Below are 16,895 nucleotides of genomic sequence, written 5' to 3' on the forward strand. Positions count from 1 at the left end.
GCGGATGTGCTGCGAACGGCTCGCCGCACACCTCGGAGTGGTGCGATGCTAGCAAAAAACAAGCGGGCATGACCACTTCTGTATTGCACTTAATACAAGACGCGGTCTTCAAAATGCTGTCGGGACGACACAAAAAGACCGTAGACCGCGCTGGTGCATTGCAGTATCATCGACGGTTCACACGACATCAGTGGTTGTCTCATCAGACCGCTTATGAGGCGGTCTTCTCATGCAGACGCGCACCGCTTGAACCCGTGCCACAAGCCCGGCAGAGAGCATCCAAACAATTTTTTGCCGAAAATTGCAAAGGACTGAAATGAACATGCCCAGCGCGGAATTCTCCCACGCAGACAGCAATTCATCTGCCGCACCCGAAATGATCGGTGCGGAAATCCTCGTTCATGCACTTGCCGAAGAAGGCGTTGAATACGTCTGGGGTTATCCCGGCGGCGCAGTGCTGTATATCTACGACGAGCTTCACAAGCAAAAGAAATTCGAGCACATCCTGGTGCGCCACGAGCAGGCCGCGGTCCATGCCGCAGACGGCTATGCACGGGCAACCGGCAAGGTGGGCGTCGCCCTGGTGACCTCGGGTCCCGGCGTGACCAATGCCGTCACGGGCATTGCCACCGCGTACCTCGATTCGATCCCGATGGTGGTGATCACCGGCAACGTGCCGACCCACGCGATCGGCCAGGATGCCTTCCAGGAATGCGACACCGTCGGGATTACGCGCCCGATCGTCAAGCACAACTTCCTGGTGAAGGACGTGCGCGATCTCGCCTCGACCATCAAGAAGGCCTTCTACATTGCTTCGACTGGCCGTCCGGGCCCGGTGGTCGTGGACATCCCCAAGGATGTTTCGCGCAACACCTGCAAGTACGAGTACCCGAAGTCGCTTGACATGCGCTCGTACAACCCGGTCAACAAGGGCCACTCGGGCCAGATCCGCAAGGCCGTGGCGCTGCTGCAGGGCGCCGAGCGTCCGTACATCTACGCCGGCGGCGGCGTGGTGCTGGCCAACGCCAGCGAGGAACTGCGCCAGCTCGCGGCCCTCACGGGCCACCCGGTCACAAACACCCTGATGGGCCTGGGCTCGTTCCCCGGCACCAGCAAGCAGTTCGTCGGCATGCTTGGCATGCACGGCACGTATGAAGCCAACATGGCCATGCAGAACTGCGACGTGCTGATTGCCATCGGTGCGCGTTTCGATGACCGCGTGATCGGCAACCCGTCGCACTTCACCTCGCAGGCGCGCAAGATCGTCCATATCGATATCGACCCGTCGTCGATCTCGAAGCGCGTCAAGGTGGATATCCCCATCGTCGGCAACGTCAAGGACGTGCTGCAGGAACTGATCGCGCAGCTGCAGGCCAGCGACGTCAAGCCCAAGCGCGAGGCGCTCGCCAAGTGGTGGGAGCAGATCGAGCAATGGCGTTCGGTGGACTGCCTCAAGTACGACCGCAGCTCCGAGATCATCAAGCCGCAATACGTAGTCGAGAAGATCTGGGAACTGACCAAGGGCGATGCGTTCATCTGCTCCGACGTCGGCCAGCACCAGATGTGGGCCGCGCAGTTCTACAAGTTCAACGAGCCGCGCCGCTGGATCAACTCGGGCGGCTTGGGCACGATGGGCGTAGGCCTGCCGTACGCAATGGGCATCAAGAAGGCGTTTCCGGAGAAGGAAGTCGTCACCATCACCGGTGAGGGCTCGATCCAGATGTGTATCCAGGAACTGTCGACCTGCCTGCAGTACGACACCCCCGTCAAGATCTGCTCGCTCAACAACGGCTACCTCGGCATGGTGCGCCAGTGGCAGGAAATCGAGTACGACAACCGCTACTCGCATTCCTACATGAATGCGCTGCCCGACTTCGTGAAACTGGCTGAGGCCTATGGCCACGTCGGCATGCGTGTGGAAAAGACGTCCGACGTCGAGCCGGCGCTGCGCGAGGCCTTCCGCCTGAAGGACCGTACCGTGTTCCTGGACTTCCAGACCGATCCCACTGAAAACGTCTGGCCGATGGTCCAGGCGGGCAAGGGCATTTCGGAAATGCTGCTCGGCGCGGAGGACCTGTAAATGCGACACATCATTTCGGTCCTGCTGGAAAACGAACCGGGCGCGCTGTCGCGCGTGGTGGGCCTGTTCTCGGCCCGCGGCTATAACATCGAGACGCTGACGGTCGCGCCGACCGAAGATGCCTCGCTGTCGCGCATGACGATCGTCACGAGCGGTTCGGATGACGTGATCGAGCAGATCACCAAGCACCTGAACCGCCTGGTGGAAGTGGTCAAGGTGGTCGACCTGACCGAGGGCGCGCATATCGAGCGCGAGCTGATGCTTGTGAAGGTGCGCGCGGTCGGCAAGGAGCGCGAGGAAATGAAGCGCACCGCCGACATCTTCCGCGGCCGCATCATCGACGTCACCGAGAAGACCTACACCATCGAACTGACCGGCAACGGCGTCAAGCTCGATGCCTTCCTCGATGCCATCGACCGCACTGCGATTCTCGAAACCGTCCGCACGGGCGGCTCGGGCATCGGCCGTGGCGAGCGCATCCTGAAGGTCTGACCAGGACGTTTGGCAACGCATCCCAACGCTTAAGCAGTATCCCCCCGGGCGGCGCGATCCGGTTGCACACGATGCGCCCGATGATGCCGCCTCCTCATACAAAGATTGAGACTGAAGGAATTATCATGAAAGTGTTTTACGACAAGGACGCCGACCTCTCCCTGATCAAGGGCAAGAACGTCACCATCATCGGCTACGGCTCGCAAGGCCATGCCCACGCGCTGAACCTGAAGGATTCGGGCGTGAACGTGACGGTCGGCCTGCGCAAGAGCGGCGCGTCGTGGAACAAGGCCGTCAACGCCGGCCTGCAAGTGAAGGAAGTGGCCGAGGCCGTGAAGGGTGCCGATGTGGTCATGATCCTGCTGCCGGACGAGCAGATCGCCGACGTGTACAAGAACGAAGTTCACGACAACATCAAGGCAGGCGCCGCGCTGGCCTTCGCCCACGGCTTCAACGTGCACTACGGTGCCGTGGTGCCGCGCGCAGACGTGGACGTCATCATGATCGCCCCGAAGGCCCCGGGCCACACCGTGCGCGCCACGTACACCCAGGGTGGCGGCGTGCCGCACCTGATCGCCGTGTACCAGGACAAGTCGGGCTCTGCCCGTGACGTCGCCCTGTCGTACGCCACCGCCAACGGCGGCGGCCGTGCCGGCATCATCGAAACCAACTTCCGCGAAGAAACCGAAACCGACCTGTTCGGCGAGCAGGCCGTGCTGTGCGGCGGTACCGTCGAGCTGATCAAGGCTGGCTTCGAAACGCTGGTGGAAGCCGGCTACGCGCCGGAAATGGCCTACTTCGAGTGCCTGCACGAACTGAAGCTGATCGTCGACCTGATCTACGAAGGCGGCATCGCCAACATGAACTACTCGATCTCGAACAACGCCGAATACGGCGAGTACGTCACCGGCCCGCGCATCGTGACGGAAGAGACCAAGAAGGCCATGAAGCAGTGCCTGAAGGACATCCAGACCGGCGAATACGCCAAGAGCTTCCTGCTGGAAAACAAGGCTGGCGCTCCGACCCTGTCGTCGCGCCGTCGCCTGAATGCCGAGCACCAGATCGAAGTGGTTGGCGAAAAGCTGCGCGCAATGATGCCGTGGATCGCCAAGAACAAGATGGTCGACCAGTCGAAGAACTAAGCTGCCCGTCAGCGTGAAGGCCGCGCCGCCCATCTTGGTGGCCGGCCAAAGCCGTTCAGTGTTTCGTGGATGCCTTCTATATTGGGAAGGGATTGGCGGGGCCTGAACGGCTTTTTGTTATCCTTGTCAGACTTTGGACAGAGCGTGCCTTATCCTGCTCTGCGTCGGCGCCATTCCCCCGGCAGTGGCCGCATCTGCATCTGAGTGCACGATGGTGCCTTTTCCTCTCAACGAACCAAGCACTGCATGAACTATCCTCATCCGCTGATCGCCCGTGAAGGCTGGCCGTTTCTGGCTGGCGCCTTTCTTATCTCGCTGCTGGTGCACGCCAGTGCGGGCTTCTGGTGGGCATTGCCGCTGTGGATCATCACGTTGTTCGTGCTCCAGTTTTTCCGCGATCCGCCGCGGCCGATTCCTGCACAGCCGAATGCCGTACTGGCCCCTGCCGACGGACGCATCGTTGTCGTCGAGAAGGTGCAGGATCCCTATGCCGGCCGTGAAGCGCTGAAGATCAGCGTGTTCATGAACGTGTTCAATGTGCATTCGAACCGCGCCTCGGTCGATGGCAAGGTCGAGAAGCTCGAATATTTTCCGGGCAAGTTCGTCAACGCTGACCTGGACAAGGCATCGGTGGAAAACGAACGCAATGCGGTGGTGATCCGCCGCGCCGCAGACGGGCAAATCGTGACGCTGGTGCAGGTGGCCGGCCTGGTGGCTCGCCGCATCCTGTGCTACACGAAGGTTGGCGACAGCCTGTCGCGCGGCCAGCGCTATGGCTTCATCCGCTTCGGTTCGCGCGTGGACGTCTACCTGCCCGTGAGCGCGCGCCCGCGCGTCACCATCGGCGAAAAGGTGTCGGCATCGTCGACGATCCTTGCCGAGCTGGACGAAGTCAAGTAAGCGACAACCAGACAGGAGCGCTGTAATGGTTGCCTTTCACCGCCGCAACAAGCGGGCCAACAGCGGAAACGTGACGCATCTGCGTCCGTTCCGTCATAACCAGCTGCGCGGCACAGACGACCTGGATGACGATGCCGTCGACGACGACCATGACATCGTCTACCAGCGGCCGCGCCGGCGCGGCATCTACCTGCTGCCCAATGCGTTCACCACGGCTGCGCTGTTCGCCGGCTTCTTCGCGATCGTGCAGGCCATGAACATGCGCTTCGACGTGGCGGCTATCGCCATCTTCGCAGCCATGGTGCTCGACGGCATGGATGGACGCGTGGCACGCATCACCAACACGCAGAGCGCGTTTGGCGAGCAGTACGATTCGCTGTCGGACATGACGTCGTTCGGCGTGGCGCCGGCCCTGGTGATGTACGAATGGATTCTGCACGACCTGGGCAAGTGGGGCTGGATCGCCGCCTTTGTGTACTGCACGTGCGCGGCGCTGCGGCTCGCGCGCTTCAACGCCAATATCGGTGTCGTCGACAAGCGCTTTTTCCAGGGACTTCCTAGCCCGGCTGCTGCCGCATTGGTGGCCGGCTTTGTCTGGCTGGTCATCGACAACAAGCTCCCCGTCAAGGAGCTGTGGATGCCGTGGGTGGCCTTCGGTATCACGCTGTACGCGGGGCTATCGATGGTGTCGAACGCACCGTTCTACAGCGGCAAGGCGCTGGATGTCCGCTACCGCGTGCCGTTTGGCATGATGGTGCTCGTTCTTGTGCTGTTCGTGCTGGTGTCGACGGATCCGCCGGTGGCGCTGTTTGCGCTCTTTGTCGCGTATGCGATTTCCGGTTACGTGCTGTGGGGCTGGCGTGCCATCCACGGCCAGCCGGGAGTGGCAAAGAAAGTGCGCGATAACGGCTCGCACTGAGCGTTGTGGCAGGGAAGGGCGCTCCGGCGCCCTTCGTGCTTTTCGCCGGCTGTTCCGGATCCGGATTGCCACGGTCGCAACCGTGGCATGCATTCTGTCTTTTTCACTCACCGTCAGGAGGATGTCATGGGCATGTTCGACTTCATCAAGGAAGCGGGGGAAAAGCTGTTCGGCACCGGCGAGGCCAAGGCCGCGCAAGAGGCCGCCGCGGCCGATGCATCGACGGAAAAGGTCGATGCAGCAAACCGCGCGGCTGGCGACGCCATCGAGGCGTACGTCAAGAAGATGGGTCTCGATGCCACCGGGTTGATGGTGCAAGTGGACGGCTCGCAGGGCCTGGTGACCGTGTTCGGCGTGGCGCCGGACCAGGCCACGCGGGAAAAGATCATCCTGTGCTGCGGCAACGTCGAAGGCGTCGACAAGGTCGAGGACAAGATGTCGGTCAACGTGGAATCGACCGAGTCGCAGTGGCACACGGTGGTCAAGGGCGACACCCTGTGGGCCATCTCGCAAGCGGCCTACGGCAACGGCGCCGAATACAACCGCATCTTCGAAGCCAACACGCCGATGCTGTCCCATCCGGACAAGATCTATCCGGGCCAGAAGCTGCGGATTCCGCCGAAGGGCTGAGATCGCTGCTGCGTCCGGGAAATGCCCGTCTTGCACGGGGGCGGCAACTCCGCTATATTCCCTGCCATGATTTCGCGCCAAGCCCTACTCGCCCACACCAAGCTAGGTGGCCTACTAGGCCATCAGGTCGGGACGCGCGCGCGCTGAGGCAATCCATACCTTAGCGCGGAATCACCAAGGAATTTTCCAACGCCCCGGCCTGCATCGATGCACGCCGGGGCGTTTTGCATTCACTCGCAGCGAATGCGTGGAACAGGCGGTACCCGGCGGCACGATGGCGGGGACAGCACACGATAAAGCCCAGGAGCTCCACAATGTCTGACAAACTCATCATTTTCGATACCACCTTGCGCGATGGCGAGCAGTCGCCCGGCGCCTCGATGACGCGCGAGGAGAAGATCCGCATTGCGAAGCAACTGGAGCGCCTGAAGGTCGATGTGATCGAAGCGGGCTTTGCGGCAAGCTCCAACGGCGACTACGAAGCCATTCGCTCGATCGCCCAGGTCGTGAAGGATTCCACGATCTGCTCGCTGGCCCGTGCCAACGACAAGGACATCGCGCGTGCCGCCGAGGCCCTCAAGCCGGCCAACTCGTTCCGTATCCACACGTTCATCGCCACGTCGGCGCTGCACATGGAGAAGAAGCTGCGCATGACGCCGGACCAGGTCTATGAGCAGGCCCGCCTGGCCGTGCGCTTCGCGCGCCAGTTCACGGACGATATCGAGTTCTCGCCGGAAGACGGCAGCCGCTCCGACATGGACTTCCTGTGCCGCGTGCTCGAAGGCGTGATCGCCGAGGGCGCGACCACCATCAACCTTCCGGACACCGTGGGCTATGCGGTGCCGGAAGGCTACGCCGACCTGATCCGCTCGGTGCGCGAGCGCATTCCGAACTCGGACAAGGCTGTGTGGTCCGTGCACTGCCACAACGACCTCGGCATGGCCGTGGCGAACTCGCTGGCCGCGGTGAAGCTCGGCGGCGCGCGCCAGATCGAATGCACGATCAACGGTCTCGGCGAGCGCGCCGGCAACACCAGCCTTGAAGAAGTCGTGATGGCCGTGAAGACCCGCCGCGACTACTTCAATCTCGATGTCGGTGTCGACACCTCGCAGATCGTGCCAGCCTCGAAGCTGGTGTCGCAGATCACCGGTTTCGTGGTGCAGCCGAACAAGGCCGTGGTTGGTGCCAACGCGTTCGCGCATGCATCGGGCATCCACCAGGATGGCGTCCTGAAGGCGCGCGACACCTACGAGATCATGCGCGCGGAGGATGTAGGCTGGACCGCCAACAAGATCGTGCTGGGCAAGCTGTCGGGCCGCAATGCATTCAAGCAGCGCCTGCAGGAACTGGGCGTCGAGCTCGAAAGCGAGGCTGAAGTCAACGCCGCGTTCGGCCGCTTCAAGGAACTCGCCGACCAGAAGGCCGAGATCTTCGATGAGGACATCATGGCCATCGTTTCGAACGAGGCCCAGCACGACGCCAATGAGCACTATCGCTTCATTTCGCTGTCGCAGCGCTCGGAAACCGGCGAGCGTCCGCATGCCCGCGTCGTGTTCAACATGGACGGCCAGGAGCATTCCGGTGAAGGCGAGGGCAACGGTCCGGTCGACGCTACGCTGCATGCGATCGAATCGCAGGTGAACAGCGGCGCGGAGATGGTGCTGTATTCGGTGAACGCCATCACGGGCGGCACCGAGGCGCAGGGCGAAGTGACGGTGCGTCTGTCCAAGGCTGGCCGCATCGTCAATGGCGTCGGTACCGATCCGGACATCGTTGCAGCTTCGGCAAAGGCCTACCTGGCCGCCCTGAACAAGCTGCACGACAAGGCCGTGCAAAAGATCAATCCGCAGATCTGATTTTCAGACCCGCATCGTGGCGCCACTCGTAATCCGGGTGGCGCCTGCGGCGAAGAGCCTATCCGGCCTCAACGCCCGAACCAGCCCGCCGGCCGCCAGACGCGGTCCGCGGGCAGTTTTCATTGGGCCGGCTTACCACCGCCGGCGGTCCGGGTCATTAAGCGGGTCTGGCGTGATTTGCGTCTGGCGCAGGATGCCGTCCTGATCGAAATAGAAATTGAACAGTGATGGCCACACGCCCTCATGGCGGAAGCGGTATGTCCAGACATCGCGCTCCATGCGCGGATAGTACTGGACCGGCTCGCGCGTCATGCCGAAGTGTTCCTGCACATCGCGCTTGGTCCACTTGCCGACCTCGGCCTTGTACAGCTCGGGCGTCTCGAGCATATTGCGGAAGTTGGTCAGGTTGCCGTTGCGGTCGAAGTCTGCCGCGTAGGCCTGTTGGCCGAGCGGCTGCTTCGAATAGATCCAGCGTGTGGTGCCATCGCGCAAGGCATATACCTCTGGCGGCGGGCCGAAGCGGGCTGCCACCGCTGCCTGTGGCGAGCCGATCAGCTTGCGGCCCTCGTCTACAGGCATCAGGGTGACGCAAGCCGACAGCAGCGCGACGCATGCCACCATGGCGATGCGGCGGCCGGCGCGCTTCAGGGTTCGGTTCATGGCTACCTCGGTTCATGTCGATGCTAGTGGCTGCAGTGTAGCGATTCACGCGACCGACGTGCATTCGACGCATCTTTTCGCCGCGAACTTGCGGCAAGTTCGTGCATGACCGCTTCTTTTTCCGCGCGGTGCGACACCGCGTAGCGATTTGCGATGCGCGCGGCGCTGCCTTACCATGCGCGCTTTCGCGGAGACTTGGCATGTGGAAACTGGCAAAGGGTTGGCTCGCAGCCGGCCTGATGTGGATAGCAGCGGGCGCCCAGGCGCAGGAGCCGATCCGGCTTGGCATGATCGACGGGCTGTCCGGGCCATTCGCCAATGCCGGCGAAGCCGTTGTGCGCAATCTGCGCATTGCGATCGAGCGCGTCAATGCGCGCGGCGGCGTGAAGACTGCGCAGGGCCGACGGCCGATGGAACTCGTTACGTTCGACAGCAAGGGCAACGTCGACGAAAGCCTGATCCAGTTCCGCAGCCTCGTGGACAAGGGTATTCCGTTCGTCCTGCAGGGCAATAGTTCCGCGGTGGCCAGCGCGCTGGTCGCGGCGATCAACCGGCACAACGCGCGCCAGCCCGATGCGCGGGTGCTGTTCCTGAACTATTCGGCGGTCGATCCCAGCCTGACCAACGAAAACTGCAGCTTCTGGCATTTCCGCTTCGATGCCAGCGCGGACATGCGCATGCAGGCGCTGGCCGAGGTCATCCGTCAGGATCACTCGGTGCGGCGTGTCTACCTGATGAACCAGGACTACAGCTTCGGCCAACAGGTATCGCGCTCCGCGCGCGATATGCTGTCGGCCAAGCGGCCGGACGTGCAGGTGGTCGGCGATGAATTTCATCCGATCGGCAAGATCAAGGACTTCGCGCCTTATATCGCCAAGATCAAGGCTAGTGGTGCCGACGCCGTCGTGACGGGAAACTGGGGCAACGACCTCACGCTCATGGTCAAGGCCGCGCGCGAAGGCGGGCTGCAGGCGAAGTTCTATACGTTCTATGGCAATGGCCTTGGTGCGCCGGCCGCGATGGGCGATGCCGGTGTGGGTCGTGTGCTGGCGGTGGCCGAGTGGCATCCGAACGTCGGCGGCGCCGCGTCGGACGCTTTCTACGAACAATTCCGTACGCGCTACCCGGAACCCAAGGACGACTACGTGCACCTGCGCATGCAGATGATGATCGAGATGCTGGCGCGTGCGATTGAAAAGGCCGGCTCGACCGATGCGGTGAAGGTCGCCCGTTCGCTGGAAAACATGCGCTACGTCAACGACTTCCATGAAGCCACGATCCGCGCCGAAGACCATCAGGTGCTGCAACCGCTGTATGTGTCGGTGATGGAGCGTCAGGGCGGCGAAGTGCGTTTCGACAATGAGGGCTCGGGATACGGCTTCCGCACGGTGCGCAAGCTCAAGGCGGCCCAGACCACGCTGGCGACCACGTGTCGTATGCAGCGCCCATAGGCTTCGTACGCGGGATCGGCGCTGGGGTTGGCCGCTGGTGCCGCTTTTCCGTTATAATCCGCGGCTGTCGTCATCCGGCGTCTGCGGGTATGAAGGCAGATGCCTGTTAATGCATGGCACGACGCAAGCGGCGCATCCCGCGCTGTGGCGTTCGCAAGTGAAAGGAAATCATCATGGCAGTCGCCGATATCAACAAGTCCGAAGTCATCAAGCAGTTCGCCCGTGGCACCAACGACACTGGCAGCCCCGAAGTTCAGGTCGCCCTGCTGACCACCCGCATCAACGAACTGACCCCGCACTTCAAGGCCAACATGAAGGATCACCACAGCCGCCGCGGTCTGCTGCGCATGGTGAGCCGTCGTCGTCGCCTGCTGGACTACCTCAAGTCCAACGACGCTGACCGTTACCGTGCCCTGATCGAAAAGCTGGGCCTGCGCAAGTAAGGATTGGCTGGCATGGCAGCGCGATTCCTGGTTTTGCACGGTTTCGCGTGAGGCCTCGATGCCTGCTTCAGCATTGCTGGGGCAGGCATTTTGCATTTCTGGCGGCCAATTTTTCGGCTCCGACATGCAATACGCTGGAAGGTGATTTTCAGGTCACTGGATCGCGCGAATTCTGATTCGCCGGTCACCCGTTGCGGCAAGCCCCGCAACGGAGTAAGTTGCTCTTTTTCATGGTTTTCAGTATCCGGACCGGCCAAGGAAACAGGGCTTTGTGTCATTCCAGCGCGGCATCGGCGACAGTGCCGCGCTGGAATGGCATAGCACTTCCCTGCAACTGCGACCGCATCCGGCAGTTAGCCCGCGGCTGAGAACGCGGGCGAGACACGCCGCGCAACGATTGCGGCGTGCGCGCAAGACAAGGAATGCAAATGTCCATGTTCAACAAGGTTGTGAAGCAGTTCCAGTGGGGCCAGCATACGGTCCGCATGGAAACCGGCGAAATCGCCCGCCAGGCCGGCGGCGCCGTGATCGTCGACGTGGAAGATACCGTCGTGCTGGCGACTGTCGTCGCCGCCAAGAGCCCGAAGCCCGGCCAGGACTTCTTCCCGCTGACCGTCGACTACATCGAAAAGACCTACGCTGCCGGCAAGATCCCCGGTGGCTTCTTCAAGCGCGAAGGCCGTCCGTCGGAAAACGAGACGCTGACTTCGCGCCTGATCGACCGTCCGCTGCGCCCGCTGTTCCCGGAAGGCTTCTACAACGACGTGCAGGTGGTCGTGCACGTGGTGTCGCTGAATCCGGAAATCCCGGCTGACATCCCTGCGCTGATCGGCGCGTCCGCCGCGCTGGCCGTGTCGGGCATCCCGTTCAACGGCCCGGTGGGCGCTGCACGTATCGGCTACAAGGACGGCCAGTACCTGCTGAACCCGACCCGTTCGCAAATGGCCACGTCGGACCTCGACCTCGTCGTCGCTGGTACCGAGCGCGCCGTGCTGATGGTGGAATCGGAAGCCAACCAGCTGTCCGAAGACGTGATGCTGGGCGCCGTGGTGTATGGCCACGAGCAGATGCAGATCGCCATCAACGCGATCCATGATCTCGTGCGCGAAGGCGGCAAGCCCGAGTGGGACTGGGCGCCTGCGCCGAAGAACGAAGCGCTGATCGCCAAGGTCACCGAAGTCGCGCTACCGCTGCTGCAGGAAGCCTATCAGCTGCGCCAGAAGTCGGCCCGCAGCCAGAAGCTGAAGGAAGTGTCGGCGAACGTGACGGCCGCCCTGGCCGAGGCCGGCGTCGACGCTGACAAGGTGGAAGTCGGCAACATCATGTTCGACCTCGAAGCGAAGATCGTCCGCGGACAGATCCTCGGCGGCGAGCCGCGCATCGACGGCCGCGACACCCGCACGGTGCGTCCGATCGAGATCCGTTCGTCGGTCCTGCCGCGCGCTCACGGCTCGGCCCTGTTCACCCGCGGTGAAACCCAGGCGCTGGTCGTGGCCACGTTGGGCACGAAGAGCGACGAGCAGATCATCGACGCGCTGGCCGGTGAATACCGCGACCGCTTCATGCTCCACTACAACATGCCTCCGTTCGCCACCGGCGAAACCGGCCGCGTCGGCAGCCCGAAGCGCCGCGAAATCGGCCATGGCCGCCTGGCCAAGCGCGCACTGATTCCGGTGCTGCCGAAGGACGACGAGTTCGCCTACACCATCCGCCTGGTTTCGGAAATCACCGAATCGAACGGTTCGTCGTCGATGGCTTCGGTCTGCGGCGGCTGCCTGGCGCTGATGGACGCCGGCGTTCCGGTCAAGGCGCACGTGGCCGGCGTGGCCATGGGTCTGATCCTGGAAGGCAACAAGTTTGCCGTGCTGACCGACATCCTCGGTGATGAAGATCACCTGGGCGACATGGACTTCAAGGTGGCGGGTACCGACAACGGCATCACCGCGCTGCAGATGGACATCAAGGTGCAGGGCATCACCAAGGAAATCATGCAGGTTGCGCTGGCGCAAGCCAAGGAAGGCCGTCTGCATATCCTGGGCGCCATGCAGGGTGCCATGGGCCACGCGCGCACCGAGCTGTCGGCGCACGCACCGCGCATGATCACCATGAAGATCCATCCGGACAAGATCCGCGAAGTGATCGGCAAGGGTGGCTCGACCATCCAGGCGCTGACCAAGGAAACCGGCACGACCATCGACATCCAGGAAGACGGCACGATCACCATCGCGTCGACCTCGACCGATGGCATGGCAGAAGCCAAGCGCCGTATCGAGGGCATTACCGCCGAAGCCGAAGTGGGCAAGATCTACAACGGCACGGTGCTGAAGCTGCTGGACTTCGGCGCGATCGTGAACATCCTGCCGGGCAAGGATGGTCTGCTGCATATCTCCGAGATCGTCAACGAGCGCGTGAAGGACATCAAGGACTGGCTGAAGGAAGGCCAGCAACTGCGCGTCAAGCTGATCCAGGCTGACGAGAAGGGCCGTCTGCGCCTGTCGCTGAAGGCTGCGCTGGCGGAAGAGGGTGGCAGCATCAGCCCGGTGAACGCTGGTGAAGCGGCTCCGGCTCCGGCTCCGGCTGCGGCTCCGGCAACTCCGTCGGACCAGCAGCAATAAGCTGCAATCGGTGCCGCCTCAGGCGGCGTCGGACAAAAAACGGCTGGCGATGTCCAGCCGTTTTTTGTTTACACTGCCGGGCAACCCATTGAGCAATCGCTCTTCCCGAAGCGCCGCGACAGCGTCATCGCCTCGCGCACAGACAAAGACAAGGAGCAGCAATGCAAGCCATCGAGATTCGCGAATACGGTGCCCCCGAGGTCCTGCAGGAGACGCAGCGTCCCGACCCGGTGCCGGGTGCCGGCGAAATCCTGATCCGTGTGGCCGCGGCTGGCGTCAACCGTCCGGACGTGTTTCAGCGTACCGGCAACTATCCGGTGCCGCCAGGCGCGTCGGATCTGCCGGGCCTGGAAGTGGCTGGCGTGGTTGTCGGTGGTGACCTGTCCCATGCCGACAACCGCTTCGGCCTGAAGGTAGGCGATCGCGTGTGCGCACTCGTGCAGGGCGGTGGCTATGCGCAACTCTGCATCGCCCCGGTGGCGCAATGCCTGCCGGCCCCAAAGGGCCTGAGTGATATTGAAGCCGCTGCGCTGCCCGAGACGTTCTTCACCGTATGGAGCAATGTGTTCGATCGCGGCTATCTGGGCCAGGGCCCGCGCGGCAAGGACGAGACGCTGCTGATCCAGGGCGGTTCGAGCGGCATCGGCACGACCGCGATCCAGATTGCCAAGGCGCTCGGCTACAAGGTGTTCGTCACGGCTGGTACGGACGAGAAGTGCAAGGCTTGCGAGGACCTCGGCGCCGATCGCGCGATCAACTACAAGACTCAGGATTTCGTTGCCGAAGTCGCGTCGCTGACCGAGGGCAAGGGCGTCGACGTGATCCTCGATATGGTGGCTGGCTCCTATCTCGCGCGCGAGCTGAAGTGCATTGCCGATGATGGCCGTATCGTCATCATCGCGCTGCTTGGCGGCGCCAAGGCGGAAATTCCGCTCGGCGACATTCTGCGCCGCCGTATCACCGTCACCGGTTCGACGCTGCGTCCGCGCTCCGCGTCGTTCAAGGGGCAGATTGCGCAGGCACTGCACCAGCAGGTGTGGCCGCTGCTCGAAGCCGGCAAGATCAAGCCCGTGATCCACAAGGTTTTCCCGGCGGCGCAGGCCGCCGAAGCGCATCGTCTGATGGAATCGAGCGAACACATCGGCAAGATCGTGCTGACCTGGTAATTGCACGAAAAAGTTGCTACCGCGGCCAATCCGGCCGCGGTAGCGCCGGTCCCCCGCCGCAAGCTACAATAACGGGTTTGATTTGGGAGGGGACCTCGTGAGACAAAAGCTCGTCATCGGCAACTGGAAGATGCACGGCAGCCTGGCAGCCAACGCTGCGCTGCTGGAAGGTATCAAGGCTGCACCTGCGCGCGCGCGGTTGGCAGTCTGCGCGCCTTTCCCTTATCTTGCACAGTGCCAGGCGTTGCTGAATGGCTCGCAGGTAGCCTGGGGCGCACAAGACGTGTCCGCCGAGGCCCGTGGCGCGTTCACCGGCGAGGTGGCCGCGTCGATGCTGGGTGAGTTCGGCTGCACGTACGCGCTGGTCGGACACTCGGAGCGCCGCACGTACCATGGGGAATCCGATGCCGTGGTAGCTGCCAAAGCGCTGCGCGCGCTGGAATTCGGCATCATTCCAGTGATTTGCGTCGGTGAAACGCTCGCCCAGCGCGAGGCCGGTGAAACCGAAGTTGTGGTCGGTCGTCAATTGCAGGCCGCTCTCGACGCGCTGTCGGTGGAGCAACTGGGTCGTGTGGTGCTGGCCTACGAACCGGTGTGGGCCATCGGTACTGGCAAGACCGCAAGCAGCGAGCAGGCGCAGGCCGTGCATGCGTTCTTGCGTGCAGAGGTGCGCGAGCGCGACGCCGGTGTGGCTGACCGTATGGCGATTTTGTACGGTGGCAGTGTCAAGCCGGACAATGCGGCCGAATTGTTTTCCATGTCCGATATCGACGGGGGCCTGATTGGGGGTGCCTCGCTGAAGTCGGAAGATTTTCTCGCGATCGGCAACGCCTGAATGCCCGTCGTGCCAGACATCCGATCAGGCAAGTAACGCTAACTTTATCCAAATGGCAATTTTCAAGACTTTGTTGGTGCTGGTGCAGGTGTTGTCGGCGCTCGGCGTCATCGGCCTCGTGCTGATTCAACACGGCAAGGGTGCCGATGTTGGTGCGGCGTTCGGGTCGGGGGCTTCGGGCAGCCTGTTCGGCGCTACGGGCTCGGCAAACTTCCTGTCGCGTACCACAGCGGTGCTGGCCACGCTCTTCTTCATCTGCACGCTCAGCCTGACGCTGATGGGCAACTACAAGCCCTCCACGTCGCTGGGCGTGATGGGTGCGGCCCCGACTGCTGCGCCGGCTCCGGCTGCTGCATCCGCGCCTGCTGCGGCAGCTGCTGACGCATCGTCGCCGGCAGCGCCCGCTGTTCCGAAATAATCAACCAGCCTTGAATTCGATTCCTGATTTTTTTTGCAGTTGTGCGTTGAACAATGCAGCAAACCGGGTTAGAATCCAAGGCTTGAAACGATTCCCCAGCGATGGGGCTTAAGCAAAGGCAAAAACCTCTGCAAAAGCTCTGAAGGGCCTAAAAAACCCGGCGCCAGGCAATATTGTTTCTCCCCCAGCCGACGTGGTGAAATTGGTAGACACGCTATCTTGAGGGGGTAGTGGCGAAAGCTGTGCGAGTTCGAGTCTCGCCGTCGGCACCAAACAACTCGATCGGAGTCCGCTCCCGGGCAATGCTCCCGGCCAGCGGGCTCCGGCGGTCCGCAAGGCGGCGCGCCGTGAGGTCTTCGGCTTAGCGCCTGGGGTGGGCAACAGGACGCCGCTTCAGCTGGTGCTGTTGACAACATTCCAGATAAGGCTGGCCGCATCTTGACTCTCGAAGCCTACTTCCCCGTTCTCATCTTCATCATCTTCGGCGTCGTGCTTGGCATCGCGCTGATGTCGATTGGTCGGATCCTCGGTCCGAACAAGCCTGATCCTGCGAAGCTGTCGCCGTACGAGTGCGGCTTCGAAGCGTTCGAGGATGCGCGCATGAAGTTCGACGTGCGCTATTACCTCATCGCCATCCTTTTTATCCTGTTCGATCTCGAAACCGCCTTCCTGTTTCCGTGGGGTGTTGCCCTGCGTGAAATCGGCTGGCCGGGATTCATCGCCATGGGCGTGTTTCTGCTGGAATTCATCGTGGGCTTCGTCTACATCTGGAAAAAGGGCGCGCTCGATTGGGAGTGATGTGAAATGGCAATCGAAGGCGTTCTCAACGAAGGCTTTGTCACGACTACCGCTGACAAGCTGATCAACTGGACCCGCACCGGGTCGCTGTGGCCGATGACCTTCGGCCTGGCCTGCTGTGCTGTGGAAATGATGCATGCTGGCGCGGCGCGCTATGACCTGGACCGCTTCGGCGTGGTGTTCCGCCCGTCGCCGCGCCAGTCGGACGTGATGATCGTGGCCGGCACGCTTTGCAACAAGATGGCGCCCGCACTGCGCAAGGTCTACGACCAGATGGCCGAGCCACGCTGGGTGATCTCGATGGGCTCTTGCGCCAATGGCGGCGGCTATTACCACTACTCGTATTCGGTGGTGCGTGGCTGCGACCGCATTGTGCCGGTGGACATCTACGTGCCGGGCTGCCCGCCCACGGCTGAAGCGCTGATCTATGGCGTGATCCAGCTGCAGAACAAGATCAAGCGCACCAACACCATCGCGCGCAAGGGCTGAC

16 protein-coding genes and 1 tRNA gene are annotated in these 16,895 nt (G+C 62.4%); 16 read left to right on the forward strand and 1 reads right to left on the reverse strand.

Features of this window, described 5'->3' with window-relative positions; translation table 11 throughout:
• Positions 1 to 316: 316 nt before the first annotated feature.
• From K2O51_RS17230 to K2O51_RS17260, 7 genes are all read left to right on the forward strand, one after another.
• Positions 317 to 2,080 (forward strand): acetolactate synthase 3 catalytic subunit, encoded by a 1,764-nt coding sequence (locus K2O51_RS17230; protein WP_140952704.1) that lies wholly within the window; start codon positions 317 to 319, stop codon positions 2,078 to 2,080.
• Positions 2,081 to 2,572, forward strand: a complete 492-nt coding sequence (ilvN, locus tag K2O51_RS17235) for an acetolactate synthase small subunit (RefSeq protein ID WP_010809144.1) — start codon at positions 2,081 to 2,083, stop codon at positions 2,570 to 2,572.
• Positions 2,573 to 2,697: 125 nt separating this feature from the next.
• The gene (ilvC, locus tag K2O51_RS17240) at positions 2,698 to 3,714 is read left to right on the forward strand and encodes a ketol-acid reductoisomerase (protein ID WP_011297132.1); all 1,017 of its coding nucleotides are present in this window, start codon (positions 2,698 to 2,700) and stop codon (positions 3,712 to 3,714) included.
• Between the two features lie 246 nt (positions 3,715 to 3,960).
• The gene (locus tag K2O51_RS17245) at positions 3,961 to 4,614 is read left to right on the forward strand and encodes a phosphatidylserine decarboxylase (protein ID WP_011297133.1); all 654 of its coding nucleotides are present in this window, start codon (positions 3,961 to 3,963) and stop codon (positions 4,612 to 4,614) included.
• Between the two features lie 25 nt (positions 4,615 to 4,639).
• The gene (gene pssA / locus K2O51_RS17250; protein WP_011297134.1) at positions 4,640 to 5,533 is read left to right on the forward strand and encodes a CDP-diacylglycerol--serine O-phosphatidyltransferase; all 894 of its coding nucleotides are present in this window, start codon (positions 4,640 to 4,642) and stop codon (positions 5,531 to 5,533) included.
• A gap of 126 nt (positions 5,534 to 5,659) precedes the next feature.
• Positions 5,660 to 6,163: a peptidoglycan-binding protein LysM gene (gene lysM, locus K2O51_RS17255; RefSeq protein ID WP_011297135.1), complete on the forward strand. Its 504-nt coding sequence runs from the start codon at positions 5,660 to 5,662 to the stop codon at positions 6,161 to 6,163.
• A gap of 314 nt (positions 6,164 to 6,477) precedes the next feature.
• Complete coding sequence (locus tag K2O51_RS17260; protein WP_011297136.1) at positions 6,478 to 8,019, forward strand: 2-isopropylmalate synthase; 1,542 nt, start codon at positions 6,478 to 6,480, stop codon at positions 8,017 to 8,019.
• Positions 8,020 to 8,151: 132 nt separating this feature from the next.
• Here the strand turns inward: K2O51_RS17260 and K2O51_RS17265 are convergent, their stop codons facing one another.
• Positions 8,152 to 8,679, reverse strand: a complete 528-nt coding sequence (locus K2O51_RS17265) for a hypothetical protein (RefSeq protein ID WP_011297137.1) — start codon at positions 8,677 to 8,679, stop codon at positions 8,152 to 8,154.
• 200 nt (positions 8,680 to 8,879) lie between these two features.
• On the opposite strand from K2O51_RS17265, the gene K2O51_RS17270 reads away from it, so the two are divergent.
• The 9 genes from K2O51_RS17270 to K2O51_RS17310 all read left to right on the forward strand — a co-directional run bounded on the left by K2O51_RS17270 (position 8,880) and on the right by K2O51_RS17310 (position 16,894).
• A complete protein-coding gene (locus K2O51_RS17270; protein WP_011297138.1) occupies positions 8,880 to 10,130 on the forward strand; it encodes a branched-chain amino acid ABC transporter substrate-binding protein in 1,251 nt (416 codons plus the stop codon).
• 173 nt (positions 10,131 to 10,303) lie between these two features.
• Complete coding sequence (gene rpsO, locus K2O51_RS17275; RefSeq protein WP_011297139.1) at positions 10,304 to 10,573, forward strand: 30S ribosomal protein S15; 270 nt, start codon at positions 10,304 to 10,306, stop codon at positions 10,571 to 10,573.
• Between the two features lie 428 nt (positions 10,574 to 11,001).
• Complete coding sequence (gene pnp / locus K2O51_RS17280) at positions 11,002 to 13,188, forward strand: polyribonucleotide nucleotidyltransferase (protein WP_011297140.1); 2,187 nt, start codon at positions 11,002 to 11,004, stop codon at positions 13,186 to 13,188.
• A gap of 161 nt (positions 13,189 to 13,349) precedes the next feature.
• Positions 13,350 to 14,354 carry an NAD(P)H-quinone oxidoreductase gene (locus tag K2O51_RS17285; protein WP_140952714.1) on the forward strand — a complete coding sequence of 335 codons (1,005 nt, stop codon included), beginning with the start codon at positions 13,350 to 13,352 and terminating at the stop codon, positions 14,352 to 14,354.
• A 97-nt stretch (positions 14,355 to 14,451) separates the two neighbouring features.
• Positions 14,452 to 15,189: a triose-phosphate isomerase gene (gene tpiA, locus K2O51_RS17290; RefSeq protein WP_011297142.1), complete on the forward strand. Its 738-nt coding sequence runs from the start codon at positions 14,452 to 14,454 to the stop codon at positions 15,187 to 15,189.
• A 52-nt stretch (positions 15,190 to 15,241) separates the two neighbouring features.
• Positions 15,242 to 15,607, forward strand: coding sequence for a preprotein translocase subunit SecG (gene secG, locus K2O51_RS17295; RefSeq protein ID WP_220631430.1), 366 nt, complete (start codon positions 15,242 to 15,244; stop codon positions 15,605 to 15,607).
• Between the two features lie 187 nt (positions 15,608 to 15,794).
• A tRNA-Leu gene (locus K2O51_RS17300) sits at positions 15,795 to 15,879 on the forward strand.
• A 166-nt stretch (positions 15,880 to 16,045) separates the two neighbouring features.
• Positions 16,046 to 16,405 (forward strand): NADH-quinone oxidoreductase subunit A, encoded by a 360-nt coding sequence (locus K2O51_RS17305; RefSeq protein ID WP_011297144.1) that lies wholly within the window; start codon positions 16,046 to 16,048, stop codon positions 16,403 to 16,405.
• A gap of 6 nt (positions 16,406 to 16,411) precedes the next feature.
• Positions 16,412 to 16,894 carry a NuoB/complex I 20 kDa subunit family protein gene (locus tag K2O51_RS17310; RefSeq protein ID WP_011297145.1) on the forward strand — a complete coding sequence of 161 codons (483 nt, stop codon included), beginning with the start codon at positions 16,412 to 16,414 and terminating at the stop codon, positions 16,892 to 16,894.
• The last annotated feature ends 1 nt before the right edge of the window (position 16,895 follow it).

The organism is Cupriavidus pinatubonensis (assembly GCF_019602855.1).
In the GTDB taxonomy this organism is placed as follows: domain Bacteria; phylum Pseudomonadota; class Gammaproteobacteria; order Burkholderiales; family Burkholderiaceae; genus Cupriavidus; species Cupriavidus pinatubonensis.

Coding starts and splice junctions, on each gene's coding strand:
- K2O51_RS17310 (WP_011297145.1), top strand. CDS start 16,412: ATGGCAATCGAAGGCGTTCTCAACGAAGGCTTTGTCACGACTACCGCT.
- ilvC (WP_011297132.1), top strand. CDS start 2,698: ATGAAAGTGTTTTACGACAAGGACGCCGACCTCTCCCTGATCAAGGGC.
- K2O51_RS17230 (WP_140952704.1), top strand. CDS start 317: ATGAACATGCCCAGCGCGGAATTCTCCCACGCAGACAGCAATTCATCT.
- K2O51_RS17265 (WP_011297137.1), bottom strand. CDS start 8,679: ATGAACCGAACCCTGAAGCGCGCCGGCCGCCGCATCGCCATGGTGGCA.
- K2O51_RS17270 (WP_011297138.1), top strand. CDS start 8,880: ATGTGGAAACTGGCAAAGGGTTGGCTCGCAGCCGGCCTGATGTGGATA.
- ilvN (WP_010809144.1), top strand. CDS start 2,081: ATGCGACACATCATTTCGGTCCTGCTGGAAAACGAACCGGGCGCGCTG.
- secG (WP_220631430.1), top strand. CDS start 15,242: ATGGCAATTTTCAAGACTTTGTTGGTGCTGGTGCAGGTGTTGTCGGCG.
- rpsO (WP_011297139.1), top strand. CDS start 10,304: ATGGCAGTCGCCGATATCAACAAGTCCGAAGTCATCAAGCAGTTCGCC.
- pssA (WP_011297134.1), top strand. CDS start 4,640: ATGGTTGCCTTTCACCGCCGCAACAAGCGGGCCAACAGCGGAAACGTG.
- K2O51_RS17245 (WP_011297133.1), top strand. CDS start 3,961: ATGAACTATCCTCATCCGCTGATCGCCCGTGAAGGCTGGCCGTTTCTG.
- K2O51_RS17285 (WP_140952714.1), top strand. CDS start 13,350: ATGCAAGCCATCGAGATTCGCGAATACGGTGCCCCCGAGGTCCTGCAG.
- pnp (WP_011297140.1), top strand. CDS start 11,002: ATGTCCATGTTCAACAAGGTTGTGAAGCAGTTCCAGTGGGGCCAGCAT.
- lysM (WP_011297135.1), top strand. CDS start 5,660: ATGGGCATGTTCGACTTCATCAAGGAAGCGGGGGAAAAGCTGTTCGGC.
- K2O51_RS17260 (WP_011297136.1), top strand. CDS start 6,478: ATGTCTGACAAACTCATCATTTTCGATACCACCTTGCGCGATGGCGAG.